18 protein-coding genes are annotated in these 15784 nt (G+C 45.0%); 1 reads left to right on the forward strand and 17 read right to left on the reverse strand.

Annotated elements, in window-relative coordinates:
- Positions 1–21: 21 nt before the first annotated feature.
- On the reverse strand, positions 22–717 hold the full coding sequence (locus NFS34_RS02555) for a hypothetical protein (RefSeq protein ID WP_251358318.1): 696 nt from the start codon (positions 715–717) through the stop codon (positions 22–24).
- A gap of 180 nt (positions 718–897) precedes the next feature.
- Between NFS34_RS02555 and NFS34_RS02560 the strand changes: the two genes are divergently transcribed.
- Positions 898–1701 (forward strand): M48 family metallopeptidase, encoded by an 804-nt coding sequence (locus tag NFS34_RS02560; protein ID WP_251358319.1) that lies wholly within the window; start codon positions 898–900, stop codon positions 1699–1701.
- A gap of 70 nt (positions 1702–1771) precedes the next feature.
- Here NFS34_RS02560 and NFS34_RS02565 read toward each other — a convergent pair whose 3' ends face one another.
- The 16 genes from NFS34_RS02565 to lptE form a co-directional block, all read right to left on the reverse strand.
- Positions 1772–2440: a glutathione S-transferase family protein gene (locus tag NFS34_RS02565; protein ID WP_251358320.1), complete on the reverse strand. Its 669-nt coding sequence runs from the start codon at positions 2438–2440 to the stop codon at positions 1772–1774.
- 135 nt (positions 2441–2575) lie between these two features.
- Complete coding sequence (locus NFS34_RS02570; RefSeq protein WP_251358321.1) at positions 2576–3058, reverse strand: peptidylprolyl isomerase; 483 nt, start codon at positions 3056–3058, stop codon at positions 2576–2578.
- Positions 3059–3376: 318 nt separating this feature from the next.
- Positions 3377–4354: a lipoyl synthase gene (lipA, locus tag NFS34_RS02575; RefSeq protein ID WP_376707928.1), complete on the reverse strand. Its 978-nt coding sequence runs from the start codon at positions 4352–4354 to the stop codon at positions 3377–3379.
- 10 nt (positions 4355–4364) lie between these two features.
- Positions 4365–5030, reverse strand: coding sequence for a lipoyl(octanoyl) transferase LipB (lipB, locus tag NFS34_RS02580; RefSeq protein ID WP_376707953.1), 666 nt, complete (start codon positions 5028–5030; stop codon positions 4365–4367).
- Between the two features lie 46 nt (positions 5031–5076).
- A complete protein-coding gene (locus NFS34_RS02585) occupies positions 5077–5346 on the reverse strand; it encodes a YbeD family protein (RefSeq protein ID WP_251358323.1) in 270 nt (89 codons plus the stop codon).
- 104 nt (positions 5347–5450) lie between these two features.
- Positions 5451–6338: an aminotransferase class IV gene (locus NFS34_RS02590; protein WP_251358324.1), complete on the reverse strand. Its 888-nt coding sequence runs from the start codon at positions 6336–6338 to the stop codon at positions 5451–5453.
- Between the two features lie 24 nt (positions 6339–6362).
- Positions 6363–7529, reverse strand: coding sequence for a D-alanyl-D-alanine carboxypeptidase family protein (locus NFS34_RS02595; protein WP_376707954.1), 1167 nt, complete (start codon positions 7527–7529; stop codon positions 6363–6365).
- Between the two features lie 41 nt (positions 7530–7570).
- Positions 7571–8434 carry a septal ring lytic transglycosylase RlpA family protein gene (locus tag NFS34_RS02600; RefSeq protein WP_251358326.1) on the reverse strand — a complete coding sequence of 288 codons (864 nt, stop codon included), beginning with the start codon at positions 8432–8434 and terminating at the stop codon, positions 7571–7573.
- Positions 8431–9468, reverse strand: coding sequence for a lytic murein transglycosylase B (mltB, locus tag NFS34_RS02605; protein WP_376707955.1), 1038 nt, complete (start codon positions 9466–9468; stop codon positions 8431–8433). The genes NFS34_RS02600 and mltB overlap by 4 nt, the downstream gene beginning before the upstream one ends.
- 13 nt (positions 9469–9481) lie before the next feature.
- Positions 9482–10615, reverse strand: a complete 1134-nt coding sequence (gene rodA / locus NFS34_RS02610; RefSeq protein WP_251358328.1) for a rod shape-determining protein RodA — start codon at positions 10613–10615, stop codon at positions 9482–9484.
- On the reverse strand, positions 10612–12549 hold the full coding sequence (gene mrdA, locus NFS34_RS02615) for a penicillin-binding protein 2 (protein ID WP_251358329.1): 1938 nt from the start codon (positions 12547–12549) through the stop codon (positions 10612–10614). The genes rodA and mrdA overlap by 4 nt, the downstream gene beginning before the upstream one ends.
- An 18-nt stretch (positions 12550–12567) precedes the next feature.
- Complete coding sequence (gene rlmH, locus NFS34_RS02620; protein WP_251358330.1) at positions 12568–13038, reverse strand: 23S rRNA (pseudouridine(1915)-N(3))-methyltransferase RlmH; 471 nt, start codon at positions 13036–13038, stop codon at positions 12568–12570.
- 14 nt (positions 13039–13052) lie between these two features.
- Positions 13053–13424 (reverse strand): ribosome silencing factor, encoded by a 372-nt coding sequence (gene rsfS / locus NFS34_RS02625; protein ID WP_251358331.1) that lies wholly within the window; start codon positions 13422–13424, stop codon positions 13053–13055.
- A 32-nt stretch (positions 13425–13456) separates the two neighbouring features.
- Positions 13457–14134, reverse strand: coding sequence for a nicotinate-nucleotide adenylyltransferase (gene nadD / locus NFS34_RS02630; protein ID WP_251358332.1), 678 nt, complete (start codon positions 14132–14134; stop codon positions 13457–13459).
- A 13-nt stretch (positions 14135–14147) separates the two neighbouring features.
- The gene (gene holA, locus NFS34_RS02635; RefSeq protein WP_251358333.1) at positions 14148–15239 is read right to left on the reverse strand and encodes a DNA polymerase III subunit delta; all 1092 of its coding nucleotides are present in this window, start codon (positions 15237–15239) and stop codon (positions 14148–14150) included.
- Between the two features lie 40 nt (positions 15240–15279).
- The gene (gene lptE / locus NFS34_RS02640; RefSeq protein ID WP_251358334.1) at positions 15280–15783 is read right to left on the reverse strand and encodes an LPS assembly lipoprotein LptE; all 504 of its coding nucleotides are present in this window, start codon (positions 15781–15783) and stop codon (positions 15280–15282) included.
- Position 15784: the final 1 nt, after the last annotated feature.

Here is a 15784-nt window from a genome sequence, read left to right on the forward strand (position 1 = left end):
AGTTTCCTTAAATGCTTTACTCTAAATGGCTTGCTGTAAATCCAAACTCAGCAAGCTATCGTTTAATTCATCATTCAGCAACATAACGTTAACATCACAGGGCTCGGCCAAATTCTGCAACTGCTGCTCGATCTCCTGCGCGTCTACCGCAAACTCGCTGCAAACTGAAACTTGAGCGGTAAATTGCTCCCTGCCTTTTGCATCACGCTGCGTCTGCTGTTTCAAGGATTCAATGACCAAGCGGTTTTGATTCAACAGCTGTAACATTTTCAACTGAAACTGCGATTGCTGACGCCCCCAAATTTCAAAATCAAACCGCAACCTCTGGCTTTGCCCGTCCGCCTGCGGCTGAATAATATGGTGCACCTGATAATGGCAATAGTCGCTTTCTAAGCTTTTGATACAAGCAATAAAAGGTTGCACATACATTTGCTTGAGAGCGATATGAAATACCCCTGAAAAGTGTTTTCCCACTCGGCTAAAACTTTTACTCAAGAACTCGCCCTTAAAGCGATAAAGAATCTCAGCAAGAGTTAACACAATCGGTTCTTGCTCTTTACCTTGAACGGTGACCACGATCTGCTTGTCTTGCGGCTCTTTTTGCCCATCAGCATTAAGCCCGACTGCCACCTTTTCAGCAGTTTTTGTCAGAGGATCCTTCGCTCGGCGGCCATCATCTTGATTGTCTTGTTTGCCCATCAAGTGCTTTTGTTTCATTATTATTACCACATATTGGGTTATCCACCTGTCAAAACTACAAGACTTATGGTTATTTTTCAACCAATTCTGTTAGCTTTTCTGTAAATTTGCTAACAATTGTCAAACTTTTGCTAACTGATTGTTTCTATTGCTGATTATCGCTAGACTAAAATAATAGCCACAATGACCGGAGTTTGTATGAACCGTTTTTTGTTAGTCGCTTTTATTGCCAGCCTAGTATCGGCCTGCGCTACCTCGCCGACTGGCCGCAGTCAGGTAATTCTGTACCCTGAGTCGCAAATGAACCAAATGGGTTCGGCCGCCTTTACTTCGATGAAGAAAAGCCAAAAAGTCGATACCGATGCTCGAAACAACCAATACGTCAATTGTATCGTTGATGCGCTTATTCCAGTGTTAATTGAAGAAGCACCAGCAACTAAAAATCTTAATTGGGAAACCAATGTGTTTGTGGACGATACGCCTAACGCTTTTGCCTTGCCCGGTGGCAAAGTAGGAGTACATACAGGCGTGTTCAAGGTCGCCACTAATGCCGACCAGTTAGCTTCGGTGATTGGTCATGAAATAGGTCACGTCTGGGCGCGTCACGGTAACGAGCGTGTCTCACAAAACACCTTAGCGCAAACAGGAATGCAGCTGGCTGCTATCGCGGCAGGCGAACCCACCGCCGAAAAGCAACAGCTGTTAGGATTGCTAGGGATGGGAGCACAAGTGGGTGTTTTATTACCTTTTAGTCGCCAACACGAAACCGAAGCCGATCAAATTGGGCAAAAACTTATGGCCAGAGCTGGCTTTGATCCCCGAGCAAGCGTAGTGGTTTGGCAAAACATGTCCAAATTAGGCGGTAAAAAACCTCCAGAATTTTTATCGACTCACCCAGCGAACCAAACCCGCATTAACCAGTTAAATGCGCGGATGCCAGAGTCCCTTAAACTTTATCAACAAGCTAGAGCACAAGGCAAAAGACCTAATTGCAAACGCTAGCCCTATAGTATTAACTTACAAAAAAGCCGAGCAATTGCTCGGCTTTTTTGGGATTCGTCTGCCATAAACTCTATTGAGACAGCGCGACCAAATAACCATCGCGTTCATAAAAAGATTCGATATACAGCTCAGTAAAATCATCCACAACCGACTTGTTCACCTCATCTAAACTCAACATATTGTCGCGCCATTTACACAACTTTTTAAAATCTTCCAAGGAGTCCTCGCCAGTTTCATCAGCTAACATTTGACTGCGCATTAAAAACGGCGCAAAGGCGGAATCGACTAGACTAAACGAGTCGCCTGCAAAAAAACCTTGATCGCCTACTTGATGTTCAAGATGCGCTAGCTTTTTAGCTAGGTCAGCTTGAATTTGGCGGAAAGTTTGCTCACGACGCGCTTGTGTTAACTGATGCTGAGCATTATTTAAACTACTACTAAACTCTATCCAAGCCCGATATTGAGCTTTCAATAAAGGATCTTGTGGTAATAGAGGAGCGCCATTGGTTTCGTCCAAATATTCATTGATTACTGCCGACTCAAACAACACCTCTTCGCCAACCCGCATTAATGGCACCTTACCCAATGGAGAAATTTTCAAAAACCACTCTGGCTTTTTCGCCAAGTCAATATATTCAATGGTGTAATCAATTTTTTTATGCAACAAGGTAATTACTGAGCGTTGTACAAATGGACAAAGCTTAAAACTAACTAGTATGGGTTGATCAATTTTGCTCATAATTTCCTGGGCGATAGCCAATTTTTAACTAATGTAAATCTAATATTGGATAATTGCAACTTAGGCCGTCAGCAAACTTAGAAAATCATTTTAATCGGCTATAAAAAAAAGCGGCTTACGCCGCTTCAGTATTGATTAGTGCTGATGGCCGCCTTCACCATGCACATGACCATGAGCTAACTCTTCATCACTCGCAGCACGAATTTCTTTTACCGTTACATCGAAGACCAATTCAATACCAGCCAATGGATGATTGCCATCAACCGTCACTTGTTCGCCTTCAACTTTAGTTACGGTTATCAGCTGTGGACCATTCGGAGATTCGGCATGAAACTGCATACCAGCTTCAATTTTATCCACACCCTGAAATGCTGATACAGGCACTTCTTTAACGAACTCTTCATTACGTTGGCCGTAGGCATCTTCTGGTGCAACGGTCACTTGCAACTGCTCACCAACGCTTTTACCCAGCAACGCCGACTCTAAACCAGGAATGATATTCTGGAAGCCACATAAAAAAGCCAAAGGTTCGTTACCTTCGGAAGTGTCCACCAACTGGCCTTCCGCGGTAGTCACGGTGTAATCAATTAAAGCCACGTTATTTTTTTCGATCTGCATATTTGCCTCGTTTGGTTAAGTTTAAAAGCTTAATAAAGCGCTTGGTTACTCTTAACTAAACGCACAACAATAAAGCCATCAGTTGTTTTTTATTTTTTAAGAGGCTGTAACCTCTAATCTACCTATAGTCTAGAAAACCGATAAATTTAAACATTAAGATTTTTCCAACTATGGTGCTACTTGGTAGCCAAAATATAAACCGCAAAGAAGGATTTTTATTCGAGTAGGCGACCAAAAATTTTATTAGGCAAGGAGCGTATATAAATACATGACCAACTAATCAAATTTTTAGCAAAACAATGGAATAAAAAGGCCTTTTTAGGATATTTTTTTCCCAGCAGCTTGCTGATCCGCATGGTACGAGGACCGCACCATAGGCCCACTAGCCACATTCGTAAAGCCTAACTCTTCCGCAATTCGGCCTAGCTCATCAAACTCTTTTGGCGGCATAAAACGCATCACCGGATGATGATACTTACTCGGCTGTAAATACTGACCCAATGTCAACATATCCACCCCGTGCGCGCGTAAATCTTTCATCACTTCGATAATTTCTTCATTGGTTTCACCCAAGCCAATCATTAAACCCGATTTGGTTGGAATTCCAGGATAGCGCTCTTTAAATTGCTTAAGTAGATCCAGCGACCATTGATAATCCGCGCCGGGTCGTGCTTGCTTATAGAGTCTCGGCACGGTTTCTAAATTGTGGTTAAACACATCTGGCAGACCATCGACCATCAGATCCAAAGCTTTTTCCATACGCCCCCGAAAATCAGGTACCAACACTTCGATTTTCAGCTCTGGATTTTGCTCACGCGCAACTCGTACGCACTCGGTAATATGAGCCGAACCACCATCACGCAAATCATCACGATCCACAGAGGTGATCACCACATATTTTAAACCCATGGATTTAACCGAATCGGCCAAGTTTTGCGGCTCTTCCGGATCAAGCGGCAAAGGACGACCATGTGCCACGTCACAAAACGGGCAACGGCGAGTACAAATGTCGCCCATAATCATAAAAGTGGCAGTGCCGTGACCAAAACACTCTGGCAGGTTTGGACAAGAGGCTTCTTCGCATACCGTGTGTAACTTATTGTTACGCAACATATCTTTGATTTTGGTAATTTGATTACCGTTTGGCAGCCGCACTCGGATCCAGTCCGGTTTACGCGGCATTTCTTCGGTCGGAACGATTTTAATTGGGATCCGCGCCATCTTATCTTCGGCACGCATTTTCTGACCAGGAATGACTTTACCCGTCACTCGTCCTTTCTTCACTTGTTCGGACATGCAATTCTCTTTAGGCTTGGGCCGCTGCTAATGATGGCAAACCGGCGCTTTCAAGGCGCTTAGTATACCCTAATTTGTCACACAATTGATCGATCAGATCCGGCTTAATCCGCTCAAGATCCTCTGGTCCACCCTTGCTGGCGATCTGGGTCATGACCATATCTTGGTAGCCGCAAGGATTGATTCGGGCAAATGGCTCTAGATCCATATTGACATTAAGCGCTAGGCCGTGAAAGGACTTACCTTTACGAATGCGCAAACCTAGGGAGCAGATTTTCTCACCATCGGTATAAACGCCTGGCGCATCGGCTCTTGGCGCAGCTTCGATACCGTATTTAGCCAACATATCGACAATCGCATTTTCTATTCCTGAAACCAGATCCCTTGGCCCCATATTCTTGCGACGTAAATCAATCATAAAATAAGCCACTTGCTGGCCTGGGCCGTGATACGTCACTTGACCGCCACGATCGACCTGAACCACCGGAATATCGCCCGGAAATAAAACGTGCTCAGCCTTACCAGCTTGACCTTGAGTAAAAACCGGATCATGCTCCACCAGCCAAATTTCATCGCCAGTTTCCGCATCGCGATTATCAGTATAAGCCTGCATGGCCTTCCATACGGGCACATAATCTTGTCGTCCCAATTCACGGATAACAACGGTATTTTCTATCGACATAAGCTTTCTCTTAACGGTTTTACCGACTACTGCAACGCAACTAGAGCGTCATTTTTACCCCATCAACGGTAAAAACGTCTTTATACAAAGCATCTACCTGCTCTTTATTTTCAACTCGAATGTTAAAAGATAAAGAAACGTAGTTACCATTGCGACTAAGTTGCGAGCTAGGCGAATAATCGTTAGGCGCATGACGATTGACCACTTCGGCCACTTCCATATCGATCCCTTCGCGATTCACTGCCATCACTTTAAAGCAAATGTCCGCGGGGAATTGCCATAACTCGTCTCTGTCGTAATTTTGATCCATAAGGGTCACCTAACTTTTATTACTATTACCAATTACTATCAGCAATCACTATCATTTAGTTAACCAGAGTAACTGGCTAGCCGTTATAGGTTACCGATTTTTTGCTAACTCAAAGGATTAAACCCTTGATATAAATCATTTTTTAGCTGCTGGTAAGCCTCAAACAGCTGTTGCCAAACAGGTCCAGCTCGACCAGTCCCAATATTAACATCATTTAACTCAACCACAGGGCGGATTTCCTTATTCGTGCTGGTTAACCAAATTTCATCTGCCGTTGCCAGCTCTGATTCAGAAATTAACCGCTCTTGGGTACTAAAACCCAATTCCTTGGCTAACCATAATACAAACTCGCGGGTTACGCCTGCTAGAATCTCAGCATCTAAGGGTGGCGTGATGATCTGCTGACCTTTCACCATAAACAGATTACTGGCGGTAGCTTCAACCGCATAACCATTTCGCACTAATATGGTGTCATCCTTACCATTTTCAAGCGCTTCTTGCAGCAGCAGACAATTGGCTAACAAGCTGGTGGATTTAATGTCACAACGATGCCAACGAATATCAGTTCGAGTGATAGCGGTTACTGCGACTACGGCCGCCAAATCCTTTATATTGGCTTGTAACTGAATCTCAGGCAGCGGCGTGACCATAGCCAAAATAGTTGGCTTTGGGCTTTGCGTTAATAGGTGTTGTCGCACGGGATCGACGCCACGAGTTACTTGTAAATACAAGGTGGCATTGACTAATTCGTTAGCTTCTAATAATCGCAAGGCGATCTGTTGCCAATTCGCTAAAGATATAGATAAGGGCAAATGGATCGCGGCTAAACTTTGGTTCAACCTACTAATGTGCTGTTCAAAGCGAAAGTACTGTCCGTTATAAGCCGGAATAACTTCATAAACGCCATCGGCAAATAAAAAGCCCCGATCCATTACTGAGATCTGGGCTTGTTTACTATCAAGGTATTCGTCGTTTAGGTAAACTATCGACATATCATGTTATTCACTAATGACGCTTTAGAACCACAGCTTAACCGAGTCCCACATACGACCGAAAAAACCAGCTTCTTGCACCGCTTCGAGCGCGACCATTGGCATTTTCTTAACGACTTTGCCATTGACCTTAAAGGTCACTTCACCAACCTTCTGCCCTTTTGCGATCGGCGCAATCAACTCAGGAGTCAACACATAGTTAGCCTTTAAATTAGCTTTATCACTTTTAAGTAAGCTAATGGTGGCATCTTCGGCTAAACCTGCCGCAAACTCGTTTTCCTCACCTTTCCATACCCGAACTTTTTTTAGCGTTTTACCGCCCTCAAAAGGCGTGACATTGGTGTAAAAACGGAAACCATAATTTAGCAGTTTACGGCTTTCACTGGTTCGTTTGGCATTGGAATCCGTACCCATAACCACTGCAATTAAGCGAGTTTCATCATTAACTGCTGAAGAGACCAAACAGTAGCCCGCCTCTTCGGTGTGGCCAGTTTTCAAACCATCGACTTGCAAACCTTGGTCTTTGAGCAAGTCGTTACGGTTTTGCTGAGTAATACCGTTATAACGGTACTCTCGTTCAGAATACAGCGCATAGTCCGCCGGAAAATCCTCGATTAAGGCGCGTGATAAGACAGCAAGATCCTTAGCCGTAGTCAGGTGTCCCTCATCGGGCAGACCGGTACTGTTTTCATAATGAGTCGATTTCATGCCCAAACGTTTCGCATGAACATTCATCAGTTCAGCAAAAGCATCTTCCGTGCCAGCGATATGCTCAGCCATGGCAATGCTGGCATCATTACCGGATTGAATCACAATCCCTTTCAATAAATCATCGACCAAAACGTATTTGTTAACTTCGACAAACATCAAAGAAGAACCTTTAAGCTTAGGGTTTTGCGCCCAAGCATTTTCGCTAATCAAGACCTTGTCATCGCTCTTTATAGCGCCTTTTTCTAATTCATCGGAGATAATGTAACTGGTCATGATTTTGGTGAGGCTGGCCGGCGGCAAGGGTTCGTCTGCATTGTTTTGCACCAACACCTGCCCCGTTTCATAGTCCATCAACAAAAAAGACTTGGCTTCAATATTCGGTAAGGCGGGAGAGGCCGCCATTAAAGGTGAACTGACTAGTAAAGCACTAAAAATAGCAACACCAGTAACCGCTAAAAAAGAGCCTAGGTTTTCTTTCATAGTACGATTTAATTTGGTACGAATGGACATAAATTTCTCGATTATTCTGTCACTAATTTAGGGGTTGAACCTAAATCGTATTGACGCAATTGTTGTAAAATGGATTCCGCCGTTGAGCCATCGCCCAATGGACCAATTCTCACTCGATTTAGAGTCATTCCCTGCGAATTTTTAAATGGTGTTACTTTGATCGGTTGCTGAAAAAACTCGCGCAATCTCGCTGCTAAGGTATCGGCTCGTAGCGCATCGCTAAAAGCACCCACCTGAACAAACAATCCTGGAGTCGAATTTTGCTCTTTAATCGGCGGGATCACCAATTCGCCACGCTCATAAGTCGCGCCAACGCCAGTCGAGCGCGGTGAAGCTAATACTTGCACTTCCACTCGAGCAGTGCCTTTATCGTCATAACCCAATTTTTTCGCCGCAGCGTAAGACAAATCAATCAAGCGGTTTTTAACAAAAGGCCCACGATCATTGACTTTGACCACCACCGTTTTACCCGTATCAATATTGGTTACTCGCGCATAGCTCGGTAAAGGCAAGGTTTTATGGGCGGCAGTGAACTGATACATGTCATAAATTTCGCCCGACGAGGTACGGCGGCCATGAAACTTTTTACCGTACCAACTGGCGACACCCACATCGATATAACCGTCTGCGGAATCTAACACATGATAAACCTTACCATCTTGCTCATAATAAGGCGGATTACCGTAGCGGCTTTTATTTTCTACCCTTGGTTTAGGCTCTCTTGGCGTTTTATTGCTAAACGAACGATCCGAGTCGCTTGGCGCCGAGTCAGGAATACTTCGATCTAATGGCTCTTGGCTACCTGGACTTTGAATGTCGGTGGTCGCGCAAGCCGATAGCAAACTCACAGCAAAAATTAAGTAGAGCTTTTTCATGATTTAACCTTGGCTGTTTTGTCTTGGTTAGCGGTCTCTAGGCTTTGCTCATAAGCCGCTTTAATTTCTTGGCTTAACTGATGAACCGCCATAGCATACATGGGGCTGCGATTATAACGGGTTATGACATAAAAGTTGTGAAATCCAACCCAATTATCGACTCCATCTTTTTGCTTAAAATGATAAATTCCGGCTTTTTGATCGCGACTAGGTACGCTGGTAAATTCTATTTGAGCAACTTTAAGGGTATCCACATCAAACTTGGGTTTAAGCTGATCATTGTGAAATTGACTCGAAAGGTTTGGTTCTAAGTTCGGCAAAAATTCCGCCACCGGTTCATCCATAAGCCACTTATGTAATTTAAAATAATTAGCAACGCTACCGATAGCATCGACAGGATTTTCGAACAAATTTATCTGCTCGTCGCCATCAAAATCTACCGCATAATGGCGATAAGACGTTGGAATAAATTGTCCCATCCCCATAGCGCCAGCATAAGAGCCTTTATGTTTAGCCAGATCCCAGCCCTGCTCTCTAGCCAACAAGAAATACTGTTCTAATTCACCTGCGAAAAACTTGGCGCGTTTAGGATAATGGAAAGCTAAAGTGCTAATGGCATCAATGACAGGGAAGCTGCCTTGAATACGACCATAGAAAGTTTCTACGCCTATAATCGCTACTATCACTTCAGCGGGCACCTGAAACTCCTGTTCCGCTCTTTGCAGAGTATCTTGGTGCTCTTGCCAGAACTCGACCCCTTTATTAATACGTTTCTGACCCAAAAATATAGGTCGGTATTGATACCAATCTTTTCCTTCGGCTGGACGACTCATGGCATCGAGGATAGCCTGACGTTTTTCTGCTTGCTGCAAGGCTAGCGCCACATAGTCTTCGGTGAAACCGTGTTTTTGTGCCATAAAAGAGGCAAAATCTTTGGCGTTGGTCGGAGCCTTGTCAGCCACAGCCTTATCAGCGGCAACCGCTGAAGCAGTTACTAGACTTGAAATTAAAGCAAAAGAGAAAAGATGTTTTATCACTGTTGTTTCCTTATCGGGAATGTAAACGTCGGTGGGTACGAATAGACATTAAGATACCAAAACCTACCAGCAAGGTCACCATCGAAGTACCGCCATAACTGACTAGCGGTAATGGTAAACCAACCACTGGCAATAAGCCGCTAACCATGCCTATATTGACAAATAAATATACAAAAAACGTTAAAGTAATCGCCGCCCCAAGCAAGCGGCTAAAGGTATCCTGCGCCTGTAGGCTGATCTGCAAACCGCGCACAATAACCAATAAATAAAGCACCAATAACAGTATCACGCCCATCAAACCAAATTCTTCGCCTAACACTGCGAAGATAAAATCGGTATGCCGCTCGGGCAAAAATTCCAATTGGGATTGGGTTCCATTAAGCCAACCTTTGCCAGTAACCCCGCCGGAGCCAATGGCGATTTGCGATTGGATAATATGATAACCAGCGCCGAGCGGATCACGCTCCGGATCTAAAAAGGTCAGCACTCGACCTTTTTGGTACTCTTTCATCCCAAAAAACCACATAAGTGGCGCTATCACCAGCAGCGCAAGCGCCGCAGCGGTTACATAACGCCAACGAATACCTGCAAAAAAGATAACAAACAAACCCGACGAAGCAATTAAAATCGAAGTACCTAAATCCGGTTGTAGCATAATCATAATGGTTGGTATCAAGACCAAAATCAATCCCATCAAAAGCTGCTTAAAACTCGGCGGTAGCGGTTTTTCCGCAAAATACCAGGCAACCATCACCGGCATCGCCAACTTCATAATTTCCGAAGGCTGAAAGCGGATCCCGATATTAATCCAGCGTTGAGCACCTTTGCTTGATTCTCCAAACAATAGTACCGACAACAAAAATGCAAGCCCAACCACAAACAGCAGTGGCGACCAAAATTTTAGGATCCGAGGCGGAATTTGCGCCACCACAAACATCACACCACAGCCAAAACCAAGCCGCACCAACTGGCGCTTGACTAAACCCAAGTCTTCGCCACCCGCACTGTAGATCACCATCAACCCAAAGCTCATCAAAAACAATAAGCTGATTAACAAGGGCGTATCAATATGCAGACGCCACAACAGACTTCGTCCTGCTTTGTGAGTATTGCTAACGCCATGTTGACCTAAGGGCTTAATCATTTAGCTTGCTCCGACTTATCGGCAACAGCCAATTGCGCCCGTTCTTTATTCAGATCCAAATAAAACTCCATAAGCTGCCGCGCAATTGGGGCGGCATTACCACCGCCACCGCCAGCATTTTCCATCACCACTGCGATGGCAATTTGTGGCTGCTCATAAGGCGCATACCCTACAAAAAGCGCATTGTCTCGATACTTATCTTCCACACTCTCCGCATCATAAGTTTCATCTTGAGCGATACTCTTAACCTGTCCAGTACCGGTTTTCCCGGCTGCGGTAAAGTCGGCGCCATCAAATGCTGTCTTAGCAGTACCATAAGGCGGCTTGGTGACCTCATGCATTGCTTCTTTAATAATATCCAACCAATGACCATCGCCCGCCTCGATTTGCTCGTGCGCCATCACCGGCACATTCGCGTCAAGCTTGCTGCCCTCAGCAAAATTTTTGACCAACTGTAAGTTAAACCGAATACCATCGTTGGCTAATACCGCAATTGAATTGGCAAGCTGTAGCGGAGTAGCCGTCCAAAAACCCTGACCAATCCCGATATTGACTGTATCGCCCATATACCAGGGCTCTTTACGCATTTCTTTTTTCCATGCTCGCGACGGCATAATGCCAATTTTTTCTTCCACAATATCAATACCAGTTTTCTCGCCAAAGCCAAACTGTCGCATACCTTCACTAATTTTGTTGATGCCAATTCGGACTGATAAATCATAGAAAAAGGTGTCACAAGATTGCACGATGGAATCAAACACATCCATAGTGGCGGCGTGCCCCCATGGTTTCCAATCGCGGTAACGGTGATCATTATTGGGCAACGAAAACCAACCCGGATCGCGCACTCGAGTTTTCTCCGTAATCACCCCTTGTTGCAAGCCAACCCAAGCCAGATGCGGCTTAATGGTCGAAGCTGGGGCATAAGTCCCCTGCACCGCACGATTGTAAAGTGGTCGATCTTTGGACTGGATCAAAGCCGAATAATCACTCGACGATATCCCCCCCGTGAATAAATTCGGATCATAAGCAGGCTGGCTAACTAGCGCTAAAACTCCGCCCGTAGCGGGATCGACAGCCACCACCGCGCCTCTAACTTTTGACTCTTTTAAGGTTTGATAGGCTTTTTGCTGGAGGCGATAATCCATGTGCAAATATAGGTTCTTGCCCGCCACTGGTTCTGTTCGTTCTAGCACCCGAACAATACGTCCACGCACATCCGTTTCTACTTTTTCTTCACCCACTTGCCCATGCAGTATAGCTTCATAAAAACGCTCCAAGCCTAACTTGCCCATTTTATTTGTAGCAGCGTAATTTTTAACCTGAGAAAAATCTTGGCTCTCTTGTGCTTTTGCTTGCATCTTATCCACATCGTCTTTAGTGATCGCAGCCATTCGGCCAATAGCATGCACCAACTCTTCGCCGTGTGGATAATAGCGCTCTAAACGTGCCTCAATCGAGACCCCTGGAAATTGATGTCGATTAACCGCAAACAATGCCACCTGCTGTTCGGTTAACTTACTCTTAATGGGATAAGACTTATATTTAGAGCGGAACTTGATCTGCTCTTTAAATTCATCCAGCTGTTTTTTATCAATATCCAATAACTGACTCAAGCGCTCTAAAGTCGACTCCATATTTTTTCGACCCACGGTATTGGGAGTCACTTCAAGAGTAAAAATCGAGCGATTCTCAGCAAGTAAAATACCATTACGATCGAAGATTAAACCGCGGATTGGCGCCACAGGCCTGACTTGTATTCGGTTGTTTTCGGATTGAGTTTGATAGGTTTCGTAGTTAATCACTTGCAGTTTAAATTGCCGAAACAACAAGACCAGCAACAAGCCCACTACGATAATTAAAGCGATAACCGAGCGCGCATAAAATACGGAAATTTCACGGCCATAATCTTTTATCGCTTGCTTTTTATACATGCTCTCTTACTAAACGTCTTATTCGCGATGATAGGGATGATTCACGGTAACCGACCAAGCCCGATACAAACTCTCGGCAATCACTACTCTTACCAAAGGATGTGGAAAAGTTAAGGCTGACAATGACCACTTCTGATTAGCCCTTTGCAAACACTCAGATGATAGACCTTCTGGCCCGCCCACCAAAAGAACAATACTGGGATGATGTTGTTGCCAATGTTCGATCTGCTTGGCTAAATCAGGGGTGCTCCAGCTCTTGCCTAAAACGTCTAACGCTACCACCCAGTCACTGCTCGAAATCTTGTCAAGAATGGCTTTGCCTTCTTGCTGTTTAATCTTTTCCAGATCCGAATTCTTGCTTCTTTTGGCAGCAGTAACCTCGACAAGTTCCAATTTAAAATCACGTGGGAATCGTTTGGCGTACTCATGATAACCGGCTTCTACCCAAGCAGGCATTTTCTGACCTACCGTAATTAAACGAAGCTGCATATAACTAGAAGGGATTAGTGGGAGTTACTGGCACTTTGCTCGTGCAAATCATGTCGCTCATGCCACTTGGGATCCCACAATTTTTCCAATTGATAGAAGTCGCGGGTTTGCGGCAACATAATGTGCGCAACCACATCACCGAGATCTACCAAGACCCATTCCGCCACATCATCACCTTCGATACCTAGCGGTTGTAAACCCTGATCTTTTACCGCTCGGATGAGGTTATGAGCGATAGATTTTACATGACGATTGGAGGTTCCGCTGCAGATCACCATTAGATCAGTAATCGAGCTGGTGGCTTTAACATCAAGAATCTTAATATCTTTGGCTTTCAGTTCTTCCAGTTGGTCAATAACCAACTCTTTTAATTGCGCTGTTTGCATTCGTTACTTAACTTAACTCTTTGTTTTCGGTTTCACGGCCTTTCGGTTGGCTTTTGCAACTGACTTTCGCGGTATAAACCATGGGTTTCAATATAAGACAGTATAACATCTGGCACTAAAAAACGTGGTGATTTTCCGCACTTTATTTGCTTTCGAATATAAGTCGATGAAATATCCAATTGTGGCATCTGGTAAAAGCCAATCTTGCCATGGCTAAAGTCGCTAATCTGCTTAAAATCCTTTACAGCGCTGGCCAGATACAGATCGGCAACCGCGCCTTGCGTCGGCAGTTCACTCGAAGGACGCCCAATCACTAAAATATTCGTGAGTTGCAACAATTGCTGCCATTGATACCAGCTATCGAGCTTGGCAAAAGCATCCGTACCCATTAAAAACACCAAGCTGGCATCAGCGCCAATTTCCGTACGGATCTGCTCAAGCGTGACCACGCTGTAGCTCGGCGCTTCTCGTTTAAGCTCGCGGCTATCGATCGCTAGTTCAGGAATAGGCTCCAGCACCAACTGCAGCATTTCAATACGCTGCTGCGGCGTGGCGGCAGGTTCAATCCGATGAGGTGGATAAGCTGCTGGTAATAGACTAATTCGTGCCTGCGGAAATTGATTAAGCATTTCTTGCGCCATTCGCAAATGACCAAAATGCACCGGATCGAAGGTGCCGCCTAAAATGATGTGTAAATCTGATTTCGCCATCTCTATCTAATATCTATAGCCCAAGGGATTTTTTCATATCCGCCATCGACTGGACTTTACCACTGGAAGCCTTATCCGCCGGACGACTCTGCTGGCGACGAGATGCTGCCCGAAAAGGATTGCTTCCCGCGATTAAACTGATCACGTAAGCCAACTCTAACCAAACGTCGCCATCGGCTTGGCCTTTAACCGATTTATCGATAAAGCTTAAGCGTTGCAGTAGGGCATACCATTTCTTCTTGCTACCCTTAGTAAACGCCGCCTGCATAATTTTTTGCCGCTTAGCCCACAGCCGTGCGCCTTGCATGACTTGCTGCATACTAGCGCCAGCTTCAACCTGTTCAGCCCAGCCCGCGAGTAGCTGACACTCACGCGTTAGCTGATTTACCAGAGGTAAAGGATAAACCCCTTCGGCTTGCAAACTATTGAGCATCCGCAAAGCGCGAGGGGCCTGCCCTAGCAAGCAAGCATCGGATAATTCGTAAATGGAAAAACGGGCGTTTTGACCAACAAAAGCTTGGATATTATCACTGGTGACTTGATGTCCATTGGCTAACAAGGCCAACATATTGAGATCCTGGTGCGCCGCTAACAAGTTACCTTCCGAGCGTTCGATCAGTGCCTGAATAGCACTTTGATCGAGTTTGACTCCGGCTTGACGCGCTCGAGCTTGCAGCCAACCAGCCATTCTTTCAGCAGGTATTGGCCAAACCTCAACCACTAAACCGGCTTTTTCAATTGCTTTATACCAGCCAGATCGTTTTTCATTAGCAAGCTTGGGCGCAACCAACAATAAGACATCTTGCGAGCCAGACTCGATAAATTCTTGAATGTATTCACCAAAGGCTTTTTTAATCGACTTTTCAAAACGCCACTCGAGTAGTCGTGATTCGGCAAATAACGACATGGTGCCAGCTTGTTCGGTTAGTGGATTACGATTACCAGATTCTTCAATGATTTGCCGCTCTATGATCCCTTGCGATTTTACAAAATGACGAATTTTATCAGCAGCTTCGATCTTTTGGAAAGGCTCGTCGCCAGCGACCAAATAGACAGGCTTAAGGCCTTTTAAGTTTTGTTCCAGCTGCTCTAAATATATTTTCAAAGGTTACTCATTGCTGCTAATCATCGATACCAAACAAAAACTATTGCGTTTTAGCTATTTGTAGCAGCAAACGACTGATCACTTGTTGCTGCATATCTAGAATCAAACGACGTTTTTCCACTTCCTGCCCCGTTTCCAGGTTTCGGTTAAAAGCATACTCGCGACGACTCGACAAACTTTGTAGGGGCGCTAAATCCGACTCATAGTTCTGATTCTTGGCTGCCAGTCGATAATCCAAGGTAAATATCAACTCCACCTCACTGGCACGTCCTTGACTGTCGCGCGCCACCACTCGTTCATCGACCTGATAGCCCACAACCGCCAGTTGTAGATCGGCCGCTGCAGCATCTTTAACCCACTGACCACCCTGAGTTTCTAGGCGTTGAGTCAAGGCACGTTCAAAGTCTTCATTAGGGGTCTGTGTTAATAGCCAAACTTTGGTCTGGTGCAAATCAAACCCGCTGCCACGCAGATGGAAGCCACAAGCAGCAAGCATGGTGCTTGTAAGCAACAAAAAACTCAAAGCCCATTTCTTTGTCGTCATT

This window comes from Kangiella sp. TOML190 (assembly GCF_023706045.1).
Taxonomy (GTDB): Bacteria; Pseudomonadota; Gammaproteobacteria; order Enterobacterales; family Kangiellaceae; genus Kangiella.

Bases quoted from the DNA above. Each gene is read 5' to 3' on its own strand.
- NFS34_RS02585 (WP_251358323.1), bottom strand. From the start codon at position 5,346: ATGGATCAAAATTACGACAGAGACGAGTTATGGCAATTCCCCGCGGAC.
- mrdA (WP_251358329.1), bottom strand. From the start codon at position 12,549: ATGTATAAAAAGCAAGCGATAAAAGATTATGGCCGTGAAATTTCCGTA.
- NFS34_RS02560 (WP_251358319.1), top strand. From the start codon at position 898: ATGAACCGTTTTTTGTTAGTCGCTTTTATTGCCAGCCTAGTATCGGCC.
- NFS34_RS02570 (WP_251358321.1), bottom strand. From the start codon at position 3,058: ATGCAGATCGAAAAAAATAACGTGGCTTTAATTGATTACACCGTGACT.
- NFS34_RS02590 (WP_251358324.1), bottom strand. From the start codon at position 6,338: ATGTCGATAGTTTACCTAAACGACGAATACCTTGATAGTAAACAAGCC.
- rsfS (WP_251358331.1), bottom strand. From the start codon at position 13,424: ATGCAAACAGCGCAATTAAAAGAGTTGGTTATTGACCAACTGGAAGAA.
- lptE (WP_251358334.1), bottom strand. From the start codon at position 15,783: ATGACGACAAAGAAATGGGCTTTGAGTTTTTTGTTGCTTACAAGCACC.
- NFS34_RS02555 (WP_251358318.1), bottom strand. From the start codon at position 717: ATGAAACAAAAGCACTTGATGGGCAAACAAGACAATCAAGATGATGGC.
- NFS34_RS02600 (WP_251358326.1), bottom strand. From the start codon at position 8,434: ATGAAAAAGCTCTACTTAATTTTTGCTGTGAGTTTGCTATCGGCTTGC.
- NFS34_RS02565 (WP_251358320.1), bottom strand. From the start codon at position 2,440: ATGAGCAAAATTGATCAACCCATACTAGTTAGTTTTAAGCTTTGTCCA.
- NFS34_RS02595 (WP_376707954.1), bottom strand. From the start codon at position 7,529: ATGAAAGAAAACCTAGGCTCTTTTTTAGCGGTTACTGGTGTTGCTATT.
- nadD (WP_251358332.1), bottom strand. From the start codon at position 14,134: ATGGCGAAATCAGATTTACACATCATTTTAGGCGGCACCTTCGATCCG.
- rlmH (WP_251358330.1), bottom strand. From the start codon at position 13,038: ATGCAGCTTCGTTTAATTACGGTAGGTCAGAAAATGCCTGCTTGGGTA.
- rodA (WP_251358328.1), bottom strand. From the start codon at position 10,615: ATGATTAAGCCCTTAGGTCAACATGGCGTTAGCAATACTCACAAAGCA.
- lipA (WP_376707928.1), bottom strand. From the start codon at position 4,354: ATGTCCGAACAAGTGAAGAAAGGACGAGTGACGGGTAAAGTCATTCCT.